The following is a 24,374-nucleotide window of genomic DNA, read 5'->3' on the forward strand; positions in this document are numbered from 1 at the left end:
CAAAGGCGGACAAGCACCCCCCTTCGACTTCGTTCAGGGTTATTTTCTCCACCGCTCTCCGAACGTAGTCGGGATTTGTCCGGCTAGCACTCGAGGCTTGATTCTAATTAAGTTTTAATCAACAGGGCTGCGAAGCGTTTATCTTTCGGACTTTCGGTCTTCCGGACTTTCCCTTAACTTCGCAATCTTTTTAACTACTACACACACATGTCTACTAAAATAAGGGTTGCCATTGCTGGCATTGGGTCTTGCGCTTCTGCACTTGTACAAGGCGTTGAATTTTATCTGAGAAATCCAGAGAATACCATTGGGTTGATGTACCCTGAGATTGGCGGCTATAAAACAGAAGATATTGAATTTGTATTGGGTTTTGATATTGATGCTCGTAAAGTGGATACTTTTTTGCAGGAGGCTTTGTATGCACAACCCAACTGCAATATGCGGGTAATTGATCCTGCCTCTAAATTTCAGTGTATCGAGACCAATGCGAGAACTTTTCGCGGCCCTACACTGGATGGTATTGCACCACATATGAAAAGATACCATGGTGATATTACCTTCCAGGAAGATACCAAAGCCCATGTGATCAGTACGGATGAGTATAAAGAGCTCCTGAAAAAACATAAAGTTGATATACTGCTCAACTATATGCCTGTAGGAGCTGAAGAGGCTTCAAAATGGTATATCACCAATGCCATTGAAGCAGGTGTACATGTGATTAATTGTATGCCCACTTTTATTTCAACAGAAGATGCAGCAGCACTTGAACTACTGGCCATTCAACATAAAGTAACCATTGTAGGCAGCGATATGCGCTCCAGTTACGGAGCCAGCCGTTTGTCGGAAGTATTACAGGGCAGTATGATGGATGCAGGTCTGGTAGTTACCCAGCATATACAAATGAATATGGCAGCAGGTACTACTCAGGGTCAGGAACATATCATCAATGGCCGATCTGCCAATACCGACTTTCTTAATATGGCTGAAAAAGCCAGATTGCACAATAAACATGTATCGAAAGAAAATGTACTGAGTGGTCAGTCCATTGTACGTGGAAAAGGACTGGAAGGAATGACCATGTTTGCAGGCCCTTCATTAACGGTTGTACAACGTCCTGGTGGAGAATACATGGGTACTGACAATAAAGTATGTAATATAGACTTGGTAGCATATGGTTTTGCTGGTGCCAGGTATGAACTCACCGCACGATTATCCGTGCAGGATAGCCCGAATAGCGGTGGTATCGTGGTGGATGCCATTCGCTTTTGTCGTGTAGCCAGGGAAATGGATATCGTAGGATACCTGCGTGGTCCCTCAGCCTGGTCACAGAAAACACCACCCGTTCAAATGACTACCGCAGATGCTAAATTTGAATGTGATGCCATGGCCAGAAGGGTATACACACCGATTACGGAGAAACAAAAGATCAGTCATCTTTTTGCCGGTGATACATTATTGAAAGACAAAATTTCAGCACTTTCTTTCACTTTTCAGAAAGGGAAAACGGAGTATGAATAGATGTATTATATCTGATGTCAGATGTCGGATTTGAATAATTGGACTTTGTTTTGCACGCATTTCGTTACATCATCTTATCCATAGGAGTCCCTTTGAAAGAAGCGTTTCGATCGATGATTGCGTTCACGAATTCTCTGATAACGCTTACTACTGAGTGCCTGATATTTTCAGGAACAGATGTACAGGTAATAACCAGCAGTCAGCTTATTTTTTCTACGGTCTTAAATTCGACTAAACAATTGTAAGGGGTACGCTTGTGCTATATAATCCCGAGACCAATACAATTTTTTACCTATATCCATCCCCAAACACCTAACCACTATCCCTAATGACCCTTCCAAAAGCCTTACTCCCTGTTTTCTTGTTGCTGAGCATGGTTCATGCGACATCACAAACATTCGATGCAGGTCTGTTGCGTGATCAGCAACTGCGTGATCAGCAGGTATTGGGAAAGGGTAGAACTGACCAGAGTTTTACACTCAGAACCATTCCTTTTGCTGTGAATGCGGATTCAATTACCTCGAGTTTTAAAAAACCTGTTATTGAATTATTACCTATTAGTTGGACTCATCAATTCAATAGCAGACACCCATTTGGTGGTAATGATGGATCTATGATAGCAGCCAAAGGATTACAGACCCGATTGAGTGGAGGTGTGCAGGTAAGAGCCGGTTTTGTAGAAATGCAACTGGCTCCTGAACTTATATGGGCCGCCAATAGCCGCTATACTGCTACCCCACAGTTTGGCTACAATAGCGGGAAATCTTTTCAACGTATTTATCCGGGACAGTCAACGTTGCAACTGGTAAAAGGAGGGTTCAGGATCGGTATTTCTACTGCTAACCAGTGGTGGGGGCCGGGTGTTCGGAACAGCCTGCTGATGACTTACCAGGCTCCGGGATTTACCCATTTTTTTGTGGGTAGTAGAAGACCTTTGTCAACAGGTGTCGGAAGCTTTGAATGGAAACTAATTGGTGGGTGGTTGCGTACGGATGGAGACAGATCGATGGAAAACAGGCACCTGCTGGCAGCGAATCCATCAATGGGGCAACAAAAGCGTTACCTCAGTGCTTTTACCGTAAGCTATCAACCCAAATGGATACCCGGTTTATTTGTAGGCATCAATAGGGTCGTGCAAACCTATAGTAAGGATTCACTTACCAATACACTCGGTGCTTTTGAACGTTATTTCCCTGTGATAGCATTGGGAGGACAGAAAAAAAATGTGGCCAATGAAGATTTAATAGACCGTGATCAAGTCGCATCTTTCTTTTTGCGCTGGCTCTTCCCCAAACAACATTTTGAATTTTACATTGAATACGGATACAACGATTATAAATTCAATACCCGTGATTATTTATTGGGGCCAGGACATTCAGCAGCCCATATTGTAGGGTTTAAAAAACTGATTCCACAAGCTGGTGAACATCGCTGGATAGATATTACCCTCGAGCTTACCAAGATGAGTCAGACGCCGGATCATATGGTGAGAAATGCGGGTAACTGGTATGAACATGGTCAAATCATAGAAGGATACACGCAGGATAACCAGATACTCGGGTCTGTATATGGCTTTGGAGCCGATGCATTGTATGCAGGCGTGAACCTGGTTAGCGCTGAAAAACGGTTAGGTTTTTTCATTGAACAGATTAACCGCGACCCCGTTAACCGATCACAGAAATGGATTGATCTTGGTTTTGGATTTACGCCACAATGGATAAAAGGCCGATGGATACTGGGTGGAAAAATAGAACTGATCAGATCAAGAGGTTATGCCTGGCAGGCAGGTGTAAATACCATGAATTTACATGTGCAGGCTGGGTTGCAGTATCGGTTTTAAGGGTTAGCTATTAGGGGTTGGGAGGAAGGTATGTATTTGTTGAAATCTTTTGAACCGTACTAGCCTGTTGACACATAAGATTACTCACCGCTTCGAAAAGTAGCACAAGCATGTTTCCCGGAGACAATACTAACTTTCAGATATCCCTAACTCCTGATAGCTAAAAGCCAATAGCTAACCCCTTCCTCCTACACAACAATCATCATTTATGCGCATATCTCTTTGGATAATTTTTATTTTGCTGACTGAATGGGCAGGTGCACAGCAATTGCATCATGAACGATTGAAGGAATTGCTCAGGGTACAACAACTGGCAGGAGACAGTAGTTTGCAGGAACGATCATGGATGGTGAATGCCAGTCAGGTGCCGCTGCTGAAACTGGATAGTTTGCTTCAGGTTAAGACTTCGGCCAATATCCAGTGGAAAAATTTTTCGGTGGGTATGCTACCCTTACAACTTACCCAGCAGTACCATAGCGTTTTACCCTATGAATGGAACGGAGGTAGTTTATTGCCTTCGAGGGGTTTACAGCTTTTGGGAAGTATTGGCATATACGCCAATATCGGCAAAAGGGTACAGATTCAGCTGTCACCTGAATGGACAAGTGCCGAGAACCGCGCCTATGAAGGGTTCTCTCAGCAATTGGGTAACCGTGCCTGGGCCGATCGGTACCGGGTTTGGAATACGATTGATATTCCACAGCAGTTTGGTACTCAGTCGCAGACTAATTTTTATCCTGGGCAGTCGTTTATCAAGTATCGCACAAAAAAAATAGCAGTCGGTATATCTTCCGAAAGCTTGTGGTGGGGTCCGGGTTACAGAAATGCGCTGATCATGAGTAATAACGCTCCGGGCTTTCTGCATTGGACCATTGAAACACATTCACCCATTCGTACCGGTATAGGCAGTTTTGAGGGACAAATCATGGGCGGCAAACTGGAAGCATCTGGTATGTTGCCTCCAAGAATCAACAGCGTGTTCAATGGCAATTTTGTCTATGTTCCCAAACCCGATAAGGATCGTTATATGACCGGAATGGTTTTGACCTGGAACCCTAAATGGACAAAGGGTTTATACCTGGGTATTGCGAAAGCATCCTACCTCTATACAGAAGATATTTCAAATCCGCTGGATGTATTGCCTTTTCAGGGGTTTTTGGGCAGAGGCAGAACGGCCAATGAACGCAATGGCAAAAAAGCCTCCATGGGTTCTTTGTTTGTTCGCTACCTGATGCCTGCTGAGAAGGCAGAAATTTATATGGAATATGGTCGCAAGGATATTTCTTTGATGCCCTGGAACCTGATTCAGACCGATGCCTATAGAAGGGCCTATGTAGCTGGTTTCCGAAAATTGTTTAACAGCAAAAATAACAGCCATATTCAATTGGTAGCAGAGCTGGCACAGTTACAGGCCCCCGCCGCTGAGCTGATCCGTAACCCCGACAGTTGGTACACCCACGCTTATGTGCGCCAGGGTTACACCAACAGAGGGCGATCGATAGGAGCAGGCATTGGTCCGGGTAGTAATAGTCAGACCATAGAACTAAGTTGGGTGAAGGGTCTGAGAAGGATAGGGATTCAATTCGAAAGGGTACGTTATAACAGTGATTTTTATTACCAGGCTTTTGAATACCTCCAGGATTTTCGCCGTCATTGGATTGATCTTGCAGGTATGGTGAAAGCCGACTGGCCCCTGGGTAGGGTATTTTTATCCGGTCAGATGGGTCTGATCCGGTCCTATAATTACCAGTGGCTCATCATTCAGGTTGATCCCAATAATTTCTTTGCTCCCGGAAATGAGTTTTTGAATTTTAGCGGGAAGTTGCAGGTCACGTATAGGTTTTAGCGATTAGCAGTTAGGTATTAGCAATTAGTGGTTGGGAAGAAGGGTATAGTGAAACATATCGGAAAGCCGAAGGCCTTTCTTTTTCCTCCTAGCCCCTAATTGCTAATACCTAACTGCTAATCCCACGATATTGTATTTTTTTATAATTTTACCCTTCAAGCATCGGTAAGATCCTGAATAGGGTCTTAGCTTTGAAATCCATATCCGTATGCGAAAATCGTTTAACCGGTATACTTTAATTCGCTATATCATCGATGCTCCTTTGGTTGGGATCAGTTATATACTGTCGTACCAACTAGATTCCGGTAACCGTTTACTCAGTAACAATATTCCCTCCTATTTACCCATTCTGCTGGCACTTTTAGTGTGGTACCTTTCTGCCTCTGTTTCTAAATTATACCGCGACCGACGTTCCAATAAATACTCTGAGGAGATTGTTTTTGTCATTTATACGCTGATCATCTATACCATTCTGTTAAGTTCTGTACTGTTTTTTTTACAGCAACAGGTTCAACACAGCAGGGTCTTTCTGGTATGGCATGCAGGTATGTTATTTCTATTCCTGTTTTTTACCAAGTATATCATCCGCAAATACCTGCACTCGGCACTTTTCCAGGGGCGTTTATATGATAATCTCCTGATTGTGGGGGTTACGCCTGCAGCATATGAGTTTTATGAAACCATCAATAAATACTATTACTATGGATACAAGTGTATAGGATTTATTGATGATCAGAAAAAAGCCATGAATGGTTGTATGTATTATGGTGGAATACAACAACTTTCAGGTGTATTACAAAAAGAAAAAGTAGATGAGGTTATTGTTGCGCTACCCAACCAGCAAAAAGAACAGATACAGGATTGCATAGAAGTATGTGATTATCATAAAGTACGTGTTCGTATTTTACCCGATATTCACCAGTACAGTTCCTCTTCTGTTCAGGTGAACAATATCGGGCAGCTTTCAGTCATCAGTATTCGCGAACTGCCACTTGATAAATGGGAGAATAAGTTATTAAAACAAAGTTTTGATGTACTGTTCGCTTTATTGTTTTTTTTACTGATCGGTTGGTGGTTATTACCACTGATTGCTACGATGATCAAAATAAGTTCGAAGGGGCCTGTATTTTTTAAACAGGAAAGATGGGGATTGAACAACCAAAAGATTACCTGTTATAAATTCAGAACCATGGTTGAAGAGAGTAGCGACACAGATGCTGATGGACGTTACCTGCAGGCCAGGAAAGACGATCCCCGTGTAACTAAAATTGGTGCACTGTTGCGCAAATCGAACCTCGATGAGTTGCCGCAGTTCTGGAATGTACTACTTGGCAATATGTCGGTGGTTGGACCAAGGCCGCACCCAACACCTCTTAATATTGAAGCCATGCATACTATTGATAATTATATGCAGCGTCATCTGGTGAAGCCGGGTATTACCGGGTGGGCCCAGGTGAATGGATGTCGTGGTGAAACACGTGAACCCGGATCCATGCAAAGAAGAGTAAATTTCGATCTATACTATATTCACCGTTGGACCTTCTGGCTCGATTGCCAGATTATTTTACAAACGATTATTAATATTTTCAGAGGTGATCAGAATGCTTATTAGGGGTTAGGACATTAGAGAAGCCTTCGGCTTTTTAATATATTTTTTATTACGCCTTTCTCCCTCACACCTAATACCTGGCATCTAACCCCAGCCCCCTCCATTTACTATGAAACATATTCTCGTTACTTTCTTCCTTCTCTTTTTTATCGTTACAGGAAACACGCAGGCTGTGTATGAGCAGCACAGGAGTGATATTTATGAATACCTGTATCGGATGGCGCAGAAAGGACTGGTTAAGTTTGACGACCAGATCAGGCCCTTAACAAGGGTGTACCTGGCAGGTTGTCTGGATTCACTGGCGCAGAAAACTAATTTGTTGACCAGGGTAGAGCGGGAGGAACTGTTATTTTATCAACGTGATTTTTCTGATCAGCAGGCCATCATGGGTACTGATACTGCAAAGGCACAGTTTTTCAAGACCGATTCATGGAAACGCTGGCGGGCATTGGTCGTTTCAGGAAAAGATTTTTTGATGCGTGTTGATCCGATTCTGAGTGGCGGGGGTATACTCGGTGGCGGAAGGTCTGTAAAAACCTATGGTTCGGGTGCACGATTATATGGGTATGCAGGGAAACACTGGGCCTGGCATCTTTCATTTCATGACATCACCGAAGAGGGTAAGGGAATTGATACATTACGTAATGAAAGTTCATTAACGGGTATTGTTGGAAAGATAGCAGCCAATAAAAAAAGTCACAATTTCAGCGAACTGCGGGGCGCTGTTTCTTACGCCTGGAAGCAAGGTGCCATTGCTTTTGGCCAGGATTATTTATTATGGGGTTATGGACAAAACGGAAGGGTTGTATTGTCTGATAAAGCACCCACTTACCCCTATCTGCGCTTCGATTTTCAACCGCTTCCCTGGCTCAAATTTAACTATACACATGCCTGGTTAAATTCTAACCTGATTGATTCGAACCGTAGTTATAATACCGGTAACTCGCCTTTTGGGGGAAGAAGAGATGTATTCGTTCCTAAATTTATGGCTTCACATAGTTTGCAGTTTACGCCGGTTAAAGGATTGGATATTCACCTGGGAGAGTCGGTAGTGTACAGTGAGCGTTTACAGGCCGGCTATTTAATTCCTGTTGTTTTTTTCAAAGCATATGATCTGCTCAATAATAACGATAATATCAATGCAGGATCAAACGGTCAGTTGTTTTTACAATTGAGTTCCAGGAATCACCTGAAAAATACACACTTGTATGGTTCTGTTTTTGTGGATGAAATAAGGGTGGGCAGCTTATTCAACCGAACCAAAAGTAGAAACCAGTTGGGTTATACTCTAGGCTTCAATACAACGGATGTAGGATTGTCTTACCTTACCGTTGGTGTTGAATACACAAAGATTCGTCCGTTTGTGTACCGTAATTTACAACCAGCTCAAAATTATACCAATCATGATTATGTGATGGGCGACTGGATGGGTAGCAATGCGGATCGTTTATTGTTGTTTGCCAAATACACCCCCATTCCCCGTTTGAAATGGCTATTACGATATGAGTATGTTCGCAAGGGAGGTGCAGGTTCACTGGATCAGCAATATTTTCAGACCCCTCAGCCTGATTTTTTATTCAATCCAATATACAATGCTGCTTCCTGGTATATAGAAGCTAATTACCAATGGATACCAGGTTTTTATTTTTATACATCATACAGCAACAAAAGAAGAGAAGATCTCGTTTCCGGTAGCAGAAGCAATACTGCCTGGTGGAACCTTGGTTTTCAGTTTGGGCTTTAGGATAGGGTAGCTTTTAGCTATTAGGGGTTAGCTGTTAGGTATTAGGTGTTGGGAGGGGAGTAGAAAAATTTCATCTTTTTGATATGATGTACTTTAGCCATTCTTTCCCAAACCCCTAATACCTAACAGCTAATACCTAACCCCTAACAGCTAACTCCTGTCCCTATATAATTATTTAAACCGATATTTGCCATTATACCTAATATCAAGATGAAACAAATCATTCTTTTATTGTTTGTGTGCATGAGTGGTGTTTACCAGCAGGAACTATTGGCTCAACGAAGAATCGATAGAGTTGACCAGTTGTCTGATCAGCAGATTACCCAACTATGGCAACAGAGCCAGAAAGCGGGTATGACTGAAAATGATGCCATAAAAGAGCTTGTGAGAAGAGGGCTTGATCCCACGCAGGTGGATGCTTTGAAAAAGCGGTTGGTTAAATTACAGTCTTCTGGTAAAACTTCCTTTAACAAAGACAACCTTATTTCGGATACGGCTCGTTTTGTTCGCGACTCAACATGGAAATTTGAGATGCCGGATATACGTATTCCTTCACCCTATTATGGGTTCGATTTTTTTAATAACCCACTTTCCAGTTTTACACCCAATATTAATATGGCTACACCTGCCAATTATATTTTGGGACCGGGTGATGAACTGATTCTTAGTATTACGGGTTTAAATGAGCTGACTCATACACAGAAGATAAGCAGGGAAGGTAATTTTGAATTGCCACATGCCGGACTTATACAGTTAAACGGCCTGAGTATAGAGCAGGCCACTACCCGCATCAAAAACAAACTCCGTCTGCCTTATCCGGCACTTGCAAGCGGGCAATCACAATTATTGGTTACACTGGGTAATGTAAGAAGTGTAAGGGTTACGGTGATTGGAGAAGCCGAACGTCCGGGCGATTATACAGTATCATCATTGGCGGGTTTCTTCAATGTATTGTATTTGTCGGGAGGTCCGGCCAAAAATGGTTCGCTAAGGGCCATTGAATTGATTCGTAATAATAAACTGTTAGCAGTTATTGACTTTTATAAATTTCTACAGGAGGGGATATTGGATCAGGACATCCGTTTACAGGATCGGGATGTGATTCGTTTTCCTCTTTATGCCAAACATGTAACCATGAGTGGTGCAGTGAAAAGACCTTTTGTGTATGAATTGCTGGATAAAGAAACTATGGCAGATCTGTTTAAATATGCGGGGGGCTGGAGTGATAAGGCGGTGAGAGAGGTTGTAAAAGTAGCTCAGACAGATCCGAAGGGTATTGTATTCAGAGATGTTGCTGAACGTGATTTCAGTTATTTTATTCCCCGCAATGGCGACTCAGTTTTTGTAGAGCAGGTAAGCAATCGTTTTGTGAATCGGGTAATGATTTCAGGTGGGGTACAAAAACCAGGCAATTATGAACTCACCAGTGGGCTATCGCTTTTACAACTGATACAAAAAGCAAATGGCCTCAGAGAAGATGCATTTTTAAATCGCGGATATATACGTCGGCAGGCACCGGGTACTACAGAGCCTTTACTGGTTTCCTTTAGTGTGAAAGAGCTCTTGGCCGGAACTGAAAAAGACATACCCCTTTTCAGAGAAGATTCGGTGGTGATTCATACGCGTGGCGATCTTGAATCGGTGGTGTACATCACCGTTAATGGAAATGTGCAGAAACCCGGCACAATTGCTTTTCGTAAAGGGATGACACTGGAAGATGCTATCTTAATGTCGGGCGGTTTTACCAACGATGCAGCCACGCATAAAGTGGAAATTTCACGCCTTTCAAAGAATCGTGCAGATACACTTGCCAACCGTTTACTGAACATGATTACGGTGGCGGTTGATTCTGCCTTGTCTAAAAATACTTCCTCCTATTTACTGGAACCACTGGATTATATTTTTGTACCTAAGCTGCTCAACTATCAATCACTGGGTAGTGTTAAAATGAGAGGTGAAGTGCTGTATGAAGGCGACTATGTGCTCGAAAGAAGAGATGAAACCATCCAGGATGTGTTAAAGCGGGCAGGTGGTATTTCTCCTTTTGCTGCATTAAGTGATGTACAGGTATATAGAAACCAGCTAAGAGTAGCGACCAATAACCTGCTGGAAGGAAAAGAATCGCAGTTCGACAAATTTATATTGTTGCCCAATGACAGCATTTATATTCCACGCAGTGTTCCTTTTGTAGAGATTAAAGGAGCGGTATTTAATCCGCAAATTGTTAATCATTCGGATGCCAATTTCATGAGTTATATTTCAAGTGCAGGTGGTGTAACCGATAGTGGTAACCTGAAAAAAGCATACGTTCAGTACAGTAATGGGATGAATAAAAAAATTGGCAGATTTTTGTTTTTCAGAAGATATCCGAAAGTAACACCTGGTAGTAAAATTATTGTACCCGCAAGAACAGGCTCGGAGAGACGTGGACTTTCTGTTCTCGAAATATCTACCCTTGCAGGCACCTTGGCAACTGTGATTAGTTTAATTGCGGTGTTGAGGAGGTAGGAGTTAGGAGTTGGCTATGAGCTATTAGGGATTAGGAAGAGAGGCAGAATAAAATATATCCTTAAGCCAAAGGCTTTTCTATTATCCTCCTAATACGTAACTCCCAATAGCTAATTCCAAAAAAATCATAAATTAACATCAGCATGACGCAGGACCAACAGATAACAAGTACAGAAATGGAAGAAGAATCGTTTTCCTTATGGGGGCAATTCAAACAACTCTGGCATTGGATGCTGTATGCTTTGCAACAATGGAAATTATTATTGCTGGCGGCTCTTATAGGCGGATCAGCAGGACTTGCTTATACCTGGTGGAAACCAGTTTCATACAGGGCTAGTATTACTTTTGTAGTAGAAGAGTCGAAAGTGGGCGGGGGTGGATCTCTGATGTCTGCACTCGCAGGTCAGTTTGGGGTTGATATAGGTAATCTTTCAGGTGGAAACGGTGTTTTGTCTGGAGATAATGTTTTACAACTTTTAAAGAGTCCTTCATTAATTCGAAAAACTTTATTGTTGCCCATTGATCGTACAGGAAAAAAGTCGCTGGCAGATGAATATGTTGCGGTTTACGGGTTAAATAAAAAATGGGCGAAGAATAGCAAAATCGGGAAACCAATTTTCTTTGTGCCAAATAGTCTTACAAGGAGCAGGGTAGAAGATAGTTTGTTGCAGCAGGGCATCATTAAAAATATCCTTGAAAAGGAACTGGTTATTGCGAAACCGGATAAAAAACTTGGTTTTTTTGAACTGGCAGTATCAACCAGAAGTGAGATGCTGAGTGTGATTTTCTGTGAGCAATTATTAAAAGTGGCGACAGATTTTTATATCGATACCAAAACAAAAAGGCTTTCTACCAATGTGAAAAGACTCCAGGATAAAGCCGATAGTTTGTTATATGCATTAAACCGTAAAACATATTCTGCAGCAGATGCCAATCGTCAGTTGTTAGATTTAAATCCGGTATATGCTATACCCGAGGTGTCAGCAGAGATATCATCAAGAGATAAAGTAATTCAGGGAACGATTTATGCAGAAATAGTCAAAAACCTGGAAATCAGTAAAACCTCACTTATCCAGGAAACACCAACTGTGCAGATTGTGGATGCCCCGATATTACCGTTGAAAGATAATAAAACAGACTGGTGGAAAGGAGTATTAACCGGAGCTGCCTTGTTGGTATTTGTGAGTGGGGTATTGGTAGTGGCTTTGAAAGCAGGAGGGTAGGGCTTAGTTATTAGGGACTGAGAAGAGAGGCTGAATAAATATATCGTAAAGCCAAAGGTTTTTCTATTTTCCTCCTAATAGCTAATACCTAATCCCCAACCTTCTCCCCATCTTCTGCCGGATAATAATCGGGAAAAATGCCGGAGCTTCAATGAAATAACGTTTGAATAATCGGCGTGGTTCTTTGTAAAACCGGTAAAGCCATTCAAGACCATTCTTTTGCATAAAAGCAGGTGCACGATCAATTAAACCAGCTGCTACTTCAAAAGCACCACCTACACCAACTGCAACTTTTACATCAAGTCTGTGTAAGTGTTCCTGAATCCAAAAGTCTTGTTTGGGTGCAGTAAGACTCACCCACAAAATGTCAGGTTTTGCTTCATTAATCAGGCGAATTATTTTTTCATTTTCTTCTACAGAAAATCTTTCAGCAAAGGGTGGTGAGTACACCCCGCTAATGCGAATGCCCGGATATTTTTCTTCACTCTGTTTTCTGAGTTCTTCTGCTACTCCTTCTTTAGCCCCTAAAAAAAACTGGCTATGCTCTTGCTCATGGCAACGGGCAATATAGCGCGGCAACAAATCGAGCCCCGTTACCCTGCTTTTTAAAACCCCTTTCCCCAAAAACCTGGAGGCCCATATCAGTGGTACTCCATCGCATAAAGTGAGATCGGCGCTATTGTATAATTGTTGGAGCGACTGATTTCTATGTGCCCATACCACACAATTGACAGGTGTAACACAAACTCTTCTTTTTTCTCCTCTTACAATCCACTGATCAAATAAATGCATGGTCTCATCCAGCGACACCTGGCTGATACCGGTACCACCAATGTTTATTTTAGGTGCAACGGATTGATTCATGCAGGTTTGTTTTCGTCTTGTTTTTTCCACCATATTTCCAGCCACTCAGTTGTTTCTCTGATACCATCCGCTAATTGATAAGGAGGTTCTCCCAATATAGTGAAGGTTTTGTCCATTGGAGCAGGATTGTCTGTTGTCATGCTTTTATATCTCGACAAAGTGATCGGAAATCCAATGCCCATTTTTCTTAATGCCGAACCCGCCAAAGCCAACAGGTATACAAACCATGTTGGTACCACACGAACCGGTTTTTTAAGTATAGCTATTGAAAATGCATTGGTCCACTCATACATGTTCATAGGTCTGTCTCCTACATAAAATACCTGTCTTGCTATTGCGGTTTCATTTCTTCGCTCTATCAGCTGAATCATCTGCCAACAAATATTTCCCACATAGCCATATGACCGGATGACTTTTTTTCTTCCGGGATGTAAGTATTTCCCCTCTTTTAATACTTTCCAAAACTCATAAGGATATCTTAAATGAAATGGCCCCCAAATATTGGTGGGACGTATGATAGACCAATTGAAATGAAATCTTTCTTCCCTCAGTAATTGCTCTGATATTACTTTTGAAGTGCCATAAATAGTATGTGGTGCATAGTCTGTATCCGACGATGGATAACCCGGCGCCTGATTGACAAATTGGGTAGACGTGTGTAGGAGAAAGTCAACCTTGTTTTTTTCGCAGGCTTCAAAAATAATTTCTGCACCCCGGGTATTGGCTTTATAATCTTCCAATACATATTCAGGGTCGGTGCTGGTAAAAGACGCAAGATGAACAACAATTTCGGGCTGCCATTGGGTAAATAATGCATGTATAGCTTCTTCTTCCAGTAAATCGATTTTTGTCCAGATTTCGTTTGAATACAGGGGTATCTTAGGTGCAGCGGTATCTACCAGCATTACACTGTAAGGTGTTTTAATAGTAGTACGAAAGGAAAGAATCAGGTTGGTGCCAATAAAACCATTCGCTCCTGTTACAAGGAATTTGGTCATGCATTTGTTTTAAAGAAAGACAAAATTGAAGCTTCAAAAGTACTTATCGTGTACTTAGTTTCAAAATTGCTTCTGGCATTGGCTGCAAGTTGCTGATATAAGAGAGGATTAGCTACCAGTGTGAGGATGCTGTCGGCCATTTTATTGGTGTCGTGTATATCTGTCAGGTAGCCATTTAATCCGTTTGTTACCTGATCTGGTATACCTCTCCAGTTGGTGGCAATAACAGGTAGAGAAGCTGAGAAAGCTTCCAGTATAACAGTAGGGAAACTCTCTGACTCAAAATAACTGGGGAAAAGAAATACATGGGCCGATGCAAAAATTTCTTTTTTTACTTCCCCTGTTTGGATGCCTTCGTGTGTGAGTATTCCCTCCCGACAGGCAATGGCAATGGCTTCTTCTTCTTCTTCACCAAATATTTTTCCCATGATACGGCCGGTGATAGCTGGATTGATAGCGTGACATTGTCTGACAGTTGTAATAAAATCAAAAATACCCTTACTCTCACTGCATAAACCAGCAAATAAAACAATGAACTTATTTTGTTTTACTGGGTAAGCGGTTCTCCTGATATCTTCGACTCCGGATGGAATAATATGAATTTGTTTTGCTTTCAATGCCTTCGGGTCTTTTGTTCCTCTTTGGCTCAGACATATGGCATGTGCAGCGTGGTAGTAAACATACCGATAGATAGGTTGTAATAAAGGAGGAAAGCTTTCGTAGGTATCAGATAAACCACCTGCATGAAAATGAAATACCAGTTTCCGCTGCAATACCCGAATGGGAAGCAGCAAAATCATATCTCTATAGATTGCATTACGGGTAGGTCCGGCAGGAGGATAATAAACAATATGTGGCCGGTAGGTGATGAGGTAAAAAACTATCCTGATAAAAGTTGTAAATAAACGCCATGCTTTTGTGATATTGAACCTTCCCATATCATTGAGCTGGTCGCTGAAATGCAGACGTATGAAGCGGTGATTTACTTCCTGCTTCTGCAGTGTGGAGATGATTTTTTGAATATTGATGGCCTGTCCTCCAAAGGGAGGTGGTGTTTGTCCGATGATCAGTATTCTTTTATTCCAATGACTCAAACCTTGTTTATTTTTTAATTTTTCAAAGGTAGGGGTTAGGCGTTAGCTATTAGCTATCAGTTGTGAGGAGAACATTGAAAGCCTTAGGCTTCCAGATATGGTGTATGATACTATATTTCCTTTCCCATACCCAATCCCTAACGCATAATCCCCAACCCTTAACCCTAATAGCTAACTGCTAACTCCTTTCCTCACAGCCATCTCAAATACCTCAAGCAAAGAAGCTGCTGTTTTTTCCCAGGAAAAATCTTTCAATCTTTGATATCCTTTTTCTATCAGCATTGTCTGGAGTGAGGTGTCGTGAACCAATGTTTGCATTTTCAGGGCCATTTCTTCTACATTATAAGGGTCGAATGTAAGCACTGCATCTGCCCCTACTTCGGGTAAGCAGGTGTTGTTGGCTACCATTACAGGAACGCCAAATTGGAATGCTTCCAGCACAGGAATACCGAATCCTTCATTTACGGAAGGGAATACATAACAGGTAGCATTGCTGTATACGATATGTAATAACTCATCGGGTAAATAGCCGGGCATGATGACTTCATCCTGTAACTGAAGATCCTGTATGGTTTGTAAAATGTGGGCCGTATCATCTGAATGCATCTTGCCATTTCCTTTGCCAGCCAGAACCAACTTGAAAGCTGTATTACCTGCCTGTTTAAACAATTGAAATGCTTTGATAAGGGTAGTGAGGTTCTTTCTTTTCTCGAGTACACCTACATGTAATATATAAGGTGATCCCTTTTGTGTAGGCAGCCATTGTGGTATGGGGGTGTTGTCCTGTATAACGGGAATGGTTTTCGGACCCTGGTGTATGGCGATGATTTTATCGGGTGCAATACCTGTAAAATGCAGAACCCGCTCCCTGGCATAAGCTGTGGGTGTGATGATGAATGCTGAACGCTTAGCAGCGGGAATAGCAATGCGTTTAAAAAGTTGTAGCCAAATTCGATTACAATATTCAGGGTATTCAAAAAAGAAAGCATCATGAAATAACTGAACAGTAGTATAGTTGAGGTGGATATAGGGGGCGAAATAATCATTACAATAAACGATGTCACATTTTTTTCGCCAGGCTTTATAAGGCAATACAATTTGTTTCCATATTTGCTGGCGTACATGTTCTGTGATGAGCATGAACTTATTCCTGCCGGTGTAAACAGGAATGGAAGTATCAAAGAAATGAAATGTATGCGATGCTGTGTTGCCCAACAGTTTAAACTGTCGGCAAAGCTCTTCCAGTGTTGTTTTCTGTCCTGTTCTCGCCAGTCTGAGGTCGCGAATATCTATTCCTATCACCATCTGAATTGTATTTGATATTGATCATGATACCAGAGAAAAAAGCAGTAACATAACCAATGTAAAGATAAGATTCTGCTTCCGCTGTGAGCAATGGGATAATCATACCCAGTTTCAGCAAAGCTATAAATATGGCTATTTTTCTTGCCCTTCCTTTTCTTTGTCTGGCCATTTGCAAGGCTGTTTTTGTGAGTACTATGTAAATAGCTATATACAAAGCCATAGCTACCATACCCGCCTGAACAGCAATAATGATCAGCTGGTTTTCTCCTCCGATATTCTCTCCTGCAAAACCGGATATTCTTCCGGCCGATCCCATGCCATATCCCAAAGGATTTTTAAAAATGGCTTCTATGCCTTCAACCCATTGTAAAATATGATAAACACTGGATGAGTTGGTGAAATTGAGTGTGCCGATGATAAACTGGTATATATCATCACTGATGATGGTTAATGCGATGGCTACCATGAGCAGGCCCCCATAATGAATATAGGCAAGCCATTGTTTTCGTTTGGTAATGTAGGTGTATGCGTAAATAATAAAAAGATAACTGGCGAAGGACGCACGGGACAGCGCAAATACAATCGAACATACAGATGCCAGAAAAGCAATCAACAGGAAATTAGAAAGTTTTATTTTTTGTGTATTCGTGGTGGCGAGCGCAAGAATGGCACCAATACTTACCAGTGTACCGGCTGCATGGTCTAAAGGGTTGGCAAAGAAACTCGCAAATCGTTTGGGACCATCATTTTCCGCTTCGAAAGTCCAGTTGAGTCCATGATGCCCTGAAGGTTCCTGGTTCAGGAAATAGAACATATAATCTGCGTAGCCGGTAAATGTTTGAAAATGTGTATAAGTAAAAGCTTCCCAGATGACCAACAGGGCAGCCGGGATGGCTAATAAACAGCAATAGTGAAAATACTTGCTGAGGTTTATACGGGTCAGCTCAAAAAAACGACCTATGAAATAGAGGGTGGTAAAAAAAGCCATGTTTTTCATGGCTATCATTTTATCCTTGATACCATATTCCCCGATTGGTAAAATAACATATAGAAAGAGCCATGCAAGGTAGGCCAGAATTAACCAGTCGATAAAATACAGCTTAGGCTTTTTTTTCATGGAAAAGAGAACACTGGTGAGTGTAATCAGCACAATCAGTTCCTTGCAGGCCTGTAGAATCGGCACCCAACTTTTCAGGTTATATATGGTAAGGACGGATAGTGTGGTAATGTATACCGGAAGTGCAAAAATGATAAAGAGCAAAACATTTTCTGGTTTGCCTTTGATGATTCTCACCAGGGCAATGCAAAAAAGCAGAATATATATAACAGGGAATACAAACATGATTTATCGGGTGGGCTTAGCAGTAATGCTATAAGATAACCAGTTTTATAATGGCTGGTGTTGAATAGCACCCAGCAGACCATCTTTTACAGCGCTTACCACAGCTTTGAGTTTGTTGAATCTTCCTCTTATGGCAAAATACCCTATTATCATTGAAATGTAAAAAAAATTAGCCATGGCAGTTGTAATGATGGCATATGCTGGTGTATATTTCTTTAATATCCAGATCCTGTTTCGTTGATTATAATAATGGACCAGGGGATGTACATATCCTTCTTTTCCTTTGGTAGCAGTTTTATTCGACATCCCTGCAATATGATATATCAATGCATTTGGATGATATATCAGCCTGTATCCTCTTTTTGCAATCCTGAACGACAAATCCACATCTTCACTGTACATAAACATATTTTCAGCGAGTAAGCCAGTTTGTTGTAAAATGCTTGTCCGTGTGAGAAATGCACAACCGGTAATCCAGTCAACCTGTTTTATTTTCAAATCTGAATCGATGGGCGCACGTCCAACTCTTTTTGTGTATAAGAATCCCCACCATTTCGCATAAAATGAGCCGCTGTTCCAGATGTATGTTTTATTGTGTTCAAAATGGATGCGTGGCTGGATGGCGCCTGTTTCCGGGTGCTCTTCCATATAGGATACCAGGTGAGAAAGAAAATCGGGTTCAACAATGGTATCGTTATTCAGCATGAGGAGGTACCTGAATTCTTTTTGTAAAACATACCTGCAACCAATATTATTGCCTCCTGAGAAACCGGTATTGATGGGAGATCTGATTACTGTTATGTGTGGATATGCTTTCTCCAGAATATCGGCAGAGCCATCGGTTGAACCATTATCAACCAAGATTACTGAATGCTGTTCATAATCTAATGATTGGAGTGATTCAATACAATTTCTGGTCACTTCTAATCCATTCCAGTTAACTAGTATGATGGCTACAGTTGGGTGCATAAAAATTTACAATACGATGGTTGTGGTGTCGGTAATTACGATTTGTGTCCATGGTAACCTTGTAATAACTCCTGGTCAGTTAGTGTATAACCAGGCTCTTTTTTTCCCAGGAAAAACAAACCGCATGCAGCATCGTATGAACCTCCTTTACGGAAGTTATACAGATAGTCAACATATTTCAGCCAGAATACAAGAAAGCTACCTGCGAAGCTGAGTATTTTATCTGTTTTTTTGTTGCTGGCAAAAGCGGTAATAAAATAAAGTGCAGACCATGCCATGGCAGAACCTGCACCGGCAATAACACCACTGTATTCTTCCCGAAAAGATCTGAATAAACGTCTGTGCCCTAAATGTGTGAAACGATGAAAGTCGTATTTACCTCCATGTACCTGTTGCATAAAAGGTGTTTCGGCATAAATCATTCCTCCGGGTTTTAGTACACGTTGAATTTCTCTTACACATTGGAACGGATCAAGTACATGTTCCAGTACGGCCTGTGCAATTACCAGATCGAAACTCTCATCTTTAAATGGTATGGCATGGGCATCTAAAATAATATTGGTATTGGGGCCATGGGCTACATCGGATTCTACTAAAACGGTATCCGGGGGTAAGTGGTTTTTAAGTGAACCAATACCTTGTCCGTCAATACTCCCGCCAATGATCAATATTTTAGGTTGTTTTATGCCAGCGATTCGACTAGCCAGGTCAGCATAATTTTTTGTACTAACCCTGTTGAGGGTGATATCTGGTTTTAGTTTTTTGAGGAAACGTAAAACAGGGTTCTGATAGGTTTTAAAAAAAATATCCGGCGCACGCTGTATGGCAAAATCATTTACTTGAAATACAGGATTTTTGCAACTGATCATGATGGGAATATCGAAAAAAACCGGGAATTCACATCCGCATGATCCATTGCATTTTAATTGTTGGTTATTGATTTGTAAAGGTATTCTGCACTCAGGACATACCAGTATATCTTCAAATGCCCTATATCTCATTAGCTGGATGTTTGAAAGGATTTTGGGTGCAAAATAAGTTATTCTGCTTTTGGAACCACAGGAACGCCTGATCGACTGATAAAGTAGAGATAAAGTGGGATGCTGAATATCTCGCTGAGTATGGGGAAATAGCCAAATAAATTAGGATGCCCCCATTGGGCCAGTATTACAGATATGATAACTGATAAGCCCAAAAGAATCAGCGCAATCTTGAAAATATCATGGTACCTGTTTCGCAACAAGAGATCTGTAACATTGAGTGAATTAAGTGCAGCAACCAATGGTACGAGACAGATGGCCTGTAAAAAAGACGCACTTAATGCATCATTGGTGCCAGTTACCAGCCATACGAGTTGATTTGCGAATAGCACAAGCAGTAAGGCTACGATGAGAAATATAACCCATAGCAGCTTGCTTAATTTTTTTCTGAGCTGTAACCATGCAAGTGGGTTCTCCCGAAATATAATAGAGGCCCTGGGATACACCACATTAAAAAAAGAAATGATCAGCATTCGGAATGACCATACAAACTTGTCACACAGCGAATAAGCACCCAATAATATGGGGTTATCCATGGCTGATACGGTGAACAGAAAAAAAGACTGCTGCAGTTGTACGCAGATATTGTTGCCAGTAAGATAGAAATTCTCTCGTACATATTGCTTTAAAAAACCTGCGGATAAACTTGTATCAACTAACCGGTATTTTTTAATCAATACTAAACACAGGATAAAATAGCCGAGAGTACTTGTTAAACCCATTAAAAAATTTACCCAGATACTATCTTCAGGTACCTGTATGAAAAGAATAATCAAGAGAATAGACAATATTCTTGTAACCAGTGTGGTTATATTATACAATAATAATTTCTGCAACCCGACAAAAAAGAAAAAAGGATTGAGCATTTCACTTACAATGAGCATATGGGCGAAAAGTAAGTGATTGAAACTTTCCGTAATTAACCCGGTTTGTTTCAATGCGAACAGGCCCAACAGGCTTAGTAGAAAAAGACTGATTCTAACCAAATAAATACTATAAAAAACCTGAGAAAGTTTTGCTGGCTGATCTTTGTATAGCGCAATATCTTTTACACCCGATTGGTTGCTGCCATAATTAATAATGATAGATACCAAAGCCGCATATGATGCGGCTACCATGATTTGTCCGAATGCGGAAAGACCAACGATTCTTGTAATAACAGGTATGAGGATAATCTGGGTGAGTACATTGGCACCCTGTATAAAACTCAGGTGCATGAAACTGGATATAGCAGAAAAATTCCTCTTGATGAGGGATGCATATGTATTGTTGACTGACATGTAACGGTTCGCTGCTATTTATATGTAATGGCTGTGATACGAATATTATCGATCGACCAGCTTTTCAAACATAGGCTGTTTACCGGATTGGGTATATCGTTAAGCGCCAGTTGTAAGGCACCCTGGTGGGCGGTGGTATGTTCTATTTTATAATGAGCCGTTCCCTTCGCTGATCCGGCTCCTGAACAAACACCTGGCAGTGTGGCCCAGGAATTACTGAAAGCTTTATTACCCGTTATTCCTGTTGTATAGTTTGCTGGGAAAGACTGGTTGTGAGTCCCATTGGAGAAACTGGTGAGGTATATCTGGAAATTATTCAGTGTCATTTGCCATAAGTCGGGATAGGTTGCGCCAGGAGGTACATAATTACCTTCCCATTGATCGTGTATATAGAGATCGAATTCAATTTTAACAGCATTGTGTTCAGGAACCTGATCCAGTTGCAATACAATATAATTACTATTGAACCTGCCCAGCACTTTGGATTGATTAAAGGACATGATCTTGGAGGAATCGATTAATCCACTGGTGCCATAAATCATGATATTGTTCTTTTGACTGGTTTCAAAATCATTCAGGTAGATCACCTGTTTATCGGGAAGATTTTTAAAACAGGCACTAAAAAGGCAAGATGCCACCAATATTAAACAGCTTTGCCGGAGGAAAGAATTGCTGATCGTATACCTGTGCAAAATATGCTGTTGACCCTTCATGACTTGAAATTACGTAATCTGTAATGGTTTAACTGTTTTTATGTAAAATGAAGTCTCCTGCTAGTATTCGGGTGCTTCGATTTTCCAAGGCTTCGATTTGTCTACCGTTACTACAACTTCCAGTGCATCGCGAAAGAATGGGATTGAGTTGCCTGCCTTCATCAGCAGTTCCCTGATACGGCTTTTGAAGCCTGTATGGCCTTCGGGTAGTTTATAATAGAATTTACTGATGGATAGACTGAATCCGTCGCTCAGGGTATGGAAATAAGACCTGATTTCGCTGGAAGAGTACTCTTTCCAGTGATGTCCATACGTGACGGTTTTGAAAACAGCGTTTACGTCCATCCCAATGCCCCTTAACCTTAGCAGGTTGAAAAGCGTTTTTGCGATTGCATAGAGTGTGAGCGAGTTGGGTGTTGTTATATAAATCCTTCCATGATCTTTTACCAGTGTATGCACCCGCTTCCAGAAATTGATGGGGTTAAAAGTGATGTGTTCAAAAATTTCTGTGAATAAAATAAGGTCATATGCATCTTGTTCATTCGAAAGTGCATATAACTGCTCGAGGTTATTTTCTATCACTGGTTTCAGGTTGAACGCTTCAGCTCTTTCCTTTACATAAGAAAGATCCCAGAATTCTTTCACATCCATAGACACTACCTGGTATCCGAGGAGTGAAAGCAGGGCTGATGAATGTAAAAAATGACTGCCGATATCGAGTATCCTGCTTCCGGGCGCACAGATACGGGTTACCGTTTCGGCCATTTTTTTAAACCTGGATTGATGATAGTTGAAATAAATAAGATCATTGGCGTTTCCGGATTTGAAGGCCGCTTCTTTTATTTTGTTCAATGCCTCGTCAATCTGCATCATATTAGTGATTTTCATTCTGGGCGTGAAGGTAAGCGATATGAAACAAATGAACCCCCGGTGGTACTTTGTTAATTCATGCTGGAAAGTATGACGACTAAGGTGGTCTGCCCTTACCTTTGCAAAATATGGGAATTGGAATTCGAATTGTCAATAAGTCATCAAACAGCCATCCCGAATATGCTACTTCAGGGTCATCCGGAATGGATATCAGGGCTGCTATCGGAGAACCGGTTGTATTGCAACCATTGGAGCGCTTGCTGGTACCAACCGGACTTTTTGTAGCCATTCCTGAAGGTTATGAAATACAGATCCGTCCACGCAGCGGCCTGGCCATCAAACAGGGCATCACCTGTCTCAATACACCAGGAACCATTGATGCAGATTACAGGGGAGAAATTAAAGTGATACTCATTAACCTCTCTGCCGAAGAACAAACCATTCAACCAGGCGATCGTATTGCCCAGATGGTATTACAAAAAGTAGAAAAAATAGAATGGGTGGTAACAGATACATTGGATGAAACAGAAAGGGGGATAGGTGGGTTTGGCAGCACGGGGAAGATCTGATGATGCAGGATACAGGATCGCAGATGTCAGATGTCTGATGTCTGATTTAATGTTGGGTTTCGAATGGAACTATTTGTTGAGTTGAGGAATTTGGCTGTTAACAATTTTGTTGATTTATGAATGCTGTGTTTTTATGATGGTAAAACAAAATCAAGTAAGAAGAATGAATGGTAATATATCAACTGTGATTAAAAAACTTGCAGCTTGTAGCTTGAAGCTTGCAGCTTGCAGCTTCCTACTCTTCTCCTGCAAAACGGTTAAAAAAGTAGAACAGATCCAGGAAGCTATTACCAAAAAAGATACAGCCCAGGTAGTGGTGATCAAAGAAACACCTGTGGTAGATTCTGCCGCTATTGTTGCTGATATCATGAGCAAAGTGGCCAAGAATAAAATAGATTTTACCACTTTCAATGCCAAAATAAAAGTAGATTATGAAGGGGCCGAGAAAAACGATAATTACACCGTTTATCTCAGCATGAAAAAAGATAGTGTAATCATTATCAGGGTGAAAGGGTCTTTTTTAGGGATTTCTGCGGAAGGACTTCAGCTGAAAATCAATAAAGACAGTTTGATACTGGTGCGGAAAGTGGGTGAAAAATACGTCATGAACCGTTCTATCAGCTATTTACAGGAAGTAACGGAAATACCATTTGATTTTGCTACACTACAGGATATGCTTATCGGAAACCCTGTTTTCATGAGTAATAACCTTATTTCCTATAAAAACAGCAATACCCAGCTATTGGTTGTGATGGTGGGTGAATTGTTCAAACACCTGATTAACCTCGATAAAACAGATAACAGGGTACTATACAGTAAACTGGATGATGTAGATGTACAGCGCAACAGAACCTGCGATATTACATTCAGTAATTACCAGCCCCTGGGTAATTATCTCTTTGCCGCCAACCGGAAAATATCCATGGCTGAGAAGTCAAAATTGGATATTTCCCTTGATTTCAAGGAATTTACGTTAAATGATCCGTTAAAATACAATTTCGATCCACCGAAAAACTACAAGCGTAAGTAATTTACCACTAAT

19 protein-coding genes are annotated in these 24,374 nt (G+C 41.3%); 9 read left to right on the forward strand and 10 right to left on the reverse strand.

What is annotated here, in order from left to right:
• Positions 1 to 207 precede the first annotated feature (207 nt).
• The 7 genes from ACH3Z1_RS08620 (at position 208) to ACH3Z1_RS08650 (ending at position 12,288) form a co-directional block, all read left to right on the forward strand.
• Positions 208 to 1,518 carry an inositol-3-phosphate synthase gene (locus tag ACH3Z1_RS08620; protein ID WP_490821493.1) on the forward strand — a complete coding sequence of 437 codons (1,311 nt, stop codon included), beginning with the start codon at positions 208 to 210 and terminating at the stop codon, positions 1,516 to 1,518.
• A 328-nt stretch (positions 1,519 to 1,846) separates the two neighbouring features.
• The gene (locus tag ACH3Z1_RS08625; RefSeq protein WP_490821495.1) at positions 1,847 to 3,358 is read left to right on the forward strand and encodes a capsule assembly Wzi family protein; all 1,512 of its coding nucleotides are present in this window, start codon (positions 1,847 to 1,849) and stop codon (positions 3,356 to 3,358) included.
• A gap of 208 nt (positions 3,359 to 3,566) precedes the next feature.
• The gene (locus tag ACH3Z1_RS08630; protein ID WP_490821497.1) at positions 3,567 to 5,204 is read left to right on the forward strand and encodes a capsule assembly Wzi family protein; all 1,638 of its coding nucleotides are present in this window, start codon (positions 3,567 to 3,569) and stop codon (positions 5,202 to 5,204) included.
• Positions 5,205 to 5,412: 208 nt separating this feature from the next.
• Entirely contained in the window at positions 5,413 to 6,816 is a 1,404-nt protein-coding gene (locus ACH3Z1_RS08635) for an undecaprenyl-phosphate glucose phosphotransferase (RefSeq protein ID WP_490821498.1), read from the forward strand.
• Positions 6,817 to 6,922: 106 nt separating this feature from the next.
• Positions 6,923 to 8,557 (forward strand): capsule assembly Wzi family protein, encoded by a 1,635-nt coding sequence (locus ACH3Z1_RS08640; RefSeq protein ID WP_490821500.1) that lies wholly within the window; start codon positions 6,923 to 6,925, stop codon positions 8,555 to 8,557.
• Positions 8,558 to 8,767: 210 nt separating this feature from the next.
• Positions 8,768 to 11,065: an SLBB domain-containing protein gene (locus ACH3Z1_RS08645; protein WP_490821503.1), complete on the forward strand. Its 2,298-nt coding sequence runs from the start codon at positions 8,768 to 8,770 to the stop codon at positions 11,063 to 11,065.
• Positions 11,066 to 11,208: 143 nt separating this feature from the next.
• Positions 11,209 to 12,288, forward strand: a complete 1,080-nt coding sequence (locus tag ACH3Z1_RS08650) for a hypothetical protein (protein WP_490821506.1) — start codon at positions 11,209 to 11,211, stop codon at positions 12,286 to 12,288.
• 81 nt (positions 12,289 to 12,369) lie between these two features.
• Here ACH3Z1_RS08650 and ACH3Z1_RS08655 read toward each other — a convergent pair whose 3' ends face one another.
• From ACH3Z1_RS08655 to ACH3Z1_RS08700, 10 genes are all read right to left on the reverse strand, one after another.
• Entirely contained in the window at positions 12,370 to 13,152 is a 783-nt protein-coding gene (locus tag ACH3Z1_RS08655) for a WecB/TagA/CpsF family glycosyltransferase (protein WP_490821509.1), read from the reverse strand.
• A complete protein-coding gene (locus tag ACH3Z1_RS08660) occupies positions 13,149 to 14,150 on the reverse strand; it encodes an NAD-dependent epimerase/dehydratase family protein (RefSeq protein ID WP_490821512.1) in 1,002 nt (333 codons plus the stop codon). The genes ACH3Z1_RS08655 and ACH3Z1_RS08660 overlap by 4 nt, the downstream gene beginning before the upstream one ends.
• A complete protein-coding gene (locus ACH3Z1_RS08665) occupies positions 14,147 to 15,244 on the reverse strand; it encodes a glycosyltransferase family 4 protein (protein ID WP_490821515.1) in 1,098 nt (365 codons plus the stop codon). Before ACH3Z1_RS08665 ends, ACH3Z1_RS08660 begins: the two co-directional genes overlap by 4 nt.
• 171 nt (positions 15,245 to 15,415) lie before the next feature.
• Complete coding sequence (locus ACH3Z1_RS08670; protein WP_490821517.1) at positions 15,416 to 16,549, reverse strand: glycosyltransferase family 4 protein; 1,134 nt, start codon at positions 16,547 to 16,549, stop codon at positions 15,416 to 15,418.
• On the reverse strand, positions 16,464 to 17,810 hold the full coding sequence (locus ACH3Z1_RS08675) for a hypothetical protein (protein WP_490821519.1): 1,347 nt from the start codon (positions 17,808 to 17,810) through the stop codon (positions 16,464 to 16,466). Before ACH3Z1_RS08675 ends, ACH3Z1_RS08670 begins: the two co-directional genes overlap by 86 nt.
• A 126-nt stretch (positions 17,811 to 17,936) precedes the next feature.
• Positions 17,937 to 18,860: a glycosyltransferase family 2 protein gene (locus ACH3Z1_RS08680; RefSeq protein WP_490821520.1), complete on the reverse strand. Its 924-nt coding sequence runs from the start codon at positions 18,858 to 18,860 to the stop codon at positions 17,937 to 17,939.
• A gap of 35 nt (positions 18,861 to 18,895) precedes the next feature.
• Positions 18,896 to 19,861, reverse strand: coding sequence for a methyltransferase domain-containing protein (locus ACH3Z1_RS08685; RefSeq protein ID WP_490821522.1), 966 nt, complete (start codon positions 19,859 to 19,861; stop codon positions 18,896 to 18,898).
• A gap of 38 nt (positions 19,862 to 19,899) precedes the next feature.
• Positions 19,900 to 21,180, reverse strand: coding sequence for a lipopolysaccharide biosynthesis protein (locus ACH3Z1_RS08690; protein WP_490821524.1), 1,281 nt, complete (start codon positions 21,178 to 21,180; stop codon positions 19,900 to 19,902).
• 14 nt (positions 21,181 to 21,194) lie between these two features.
• Positions 21,195 to 21,893, reverse strand: coding sequence for a hypothetical protein (locus ACH3Z1_RS08695; protein WP_490821526.1), 699 nt, complete (start codon positions 21,891 to 21,893; stop codon positions 21,195 to 21,197).
• Between the two features lie 60 nt (positions 21,894 to 21,953).
• On the reverse strand, positions 21,954 to 22,766 hold the full coding sequence (locus ACH3Z1_RS08700) for a class I SAM-dependent methyltransferase (RefSeq protein WP_490821529.1): 813 nt from the start codon (positions 22,764 to 22,766) through the stop codon (positions 21,954 to 21,956).
• Positions 22,767 to 22,891: 125 nt separating this feature from the next.
• Here ACH3Z1_RS08700 and dut point away from each other — a divergent pair, with 125 nt between their 5' ends.
• Positions 22,892 to 23,332, forward strand: a complete 441-nt coding sequence (gene dut / locus ACH3Z1_RS08705; RefSeq protein WP_490821531.1) for a dUTP diphosphatase — start codon at positions 22,892 to 22,894, stop codon at positions 23,330 to 23,332.
• Positions 23,333 to 23,543: 211 nt separating this feature from the next.
• A complete protein-coding gene (gene lolB1, locus ACH3Z1_RS08710; RefSeq protein ID WP_490821534.1) occupies positions 23,544 to 24,362 on the forward strand; it encodes a lipoprotein insertase outer membrane protein LolB1 in 819 nt (272 codons plus the stop codon).
• Positions 24,363 to 24,374 lie beyond the last annotated feature (12 nt).

Source organism: Sediminibacterium sp. FW305-C-49 (assembly GCF_058231085.1).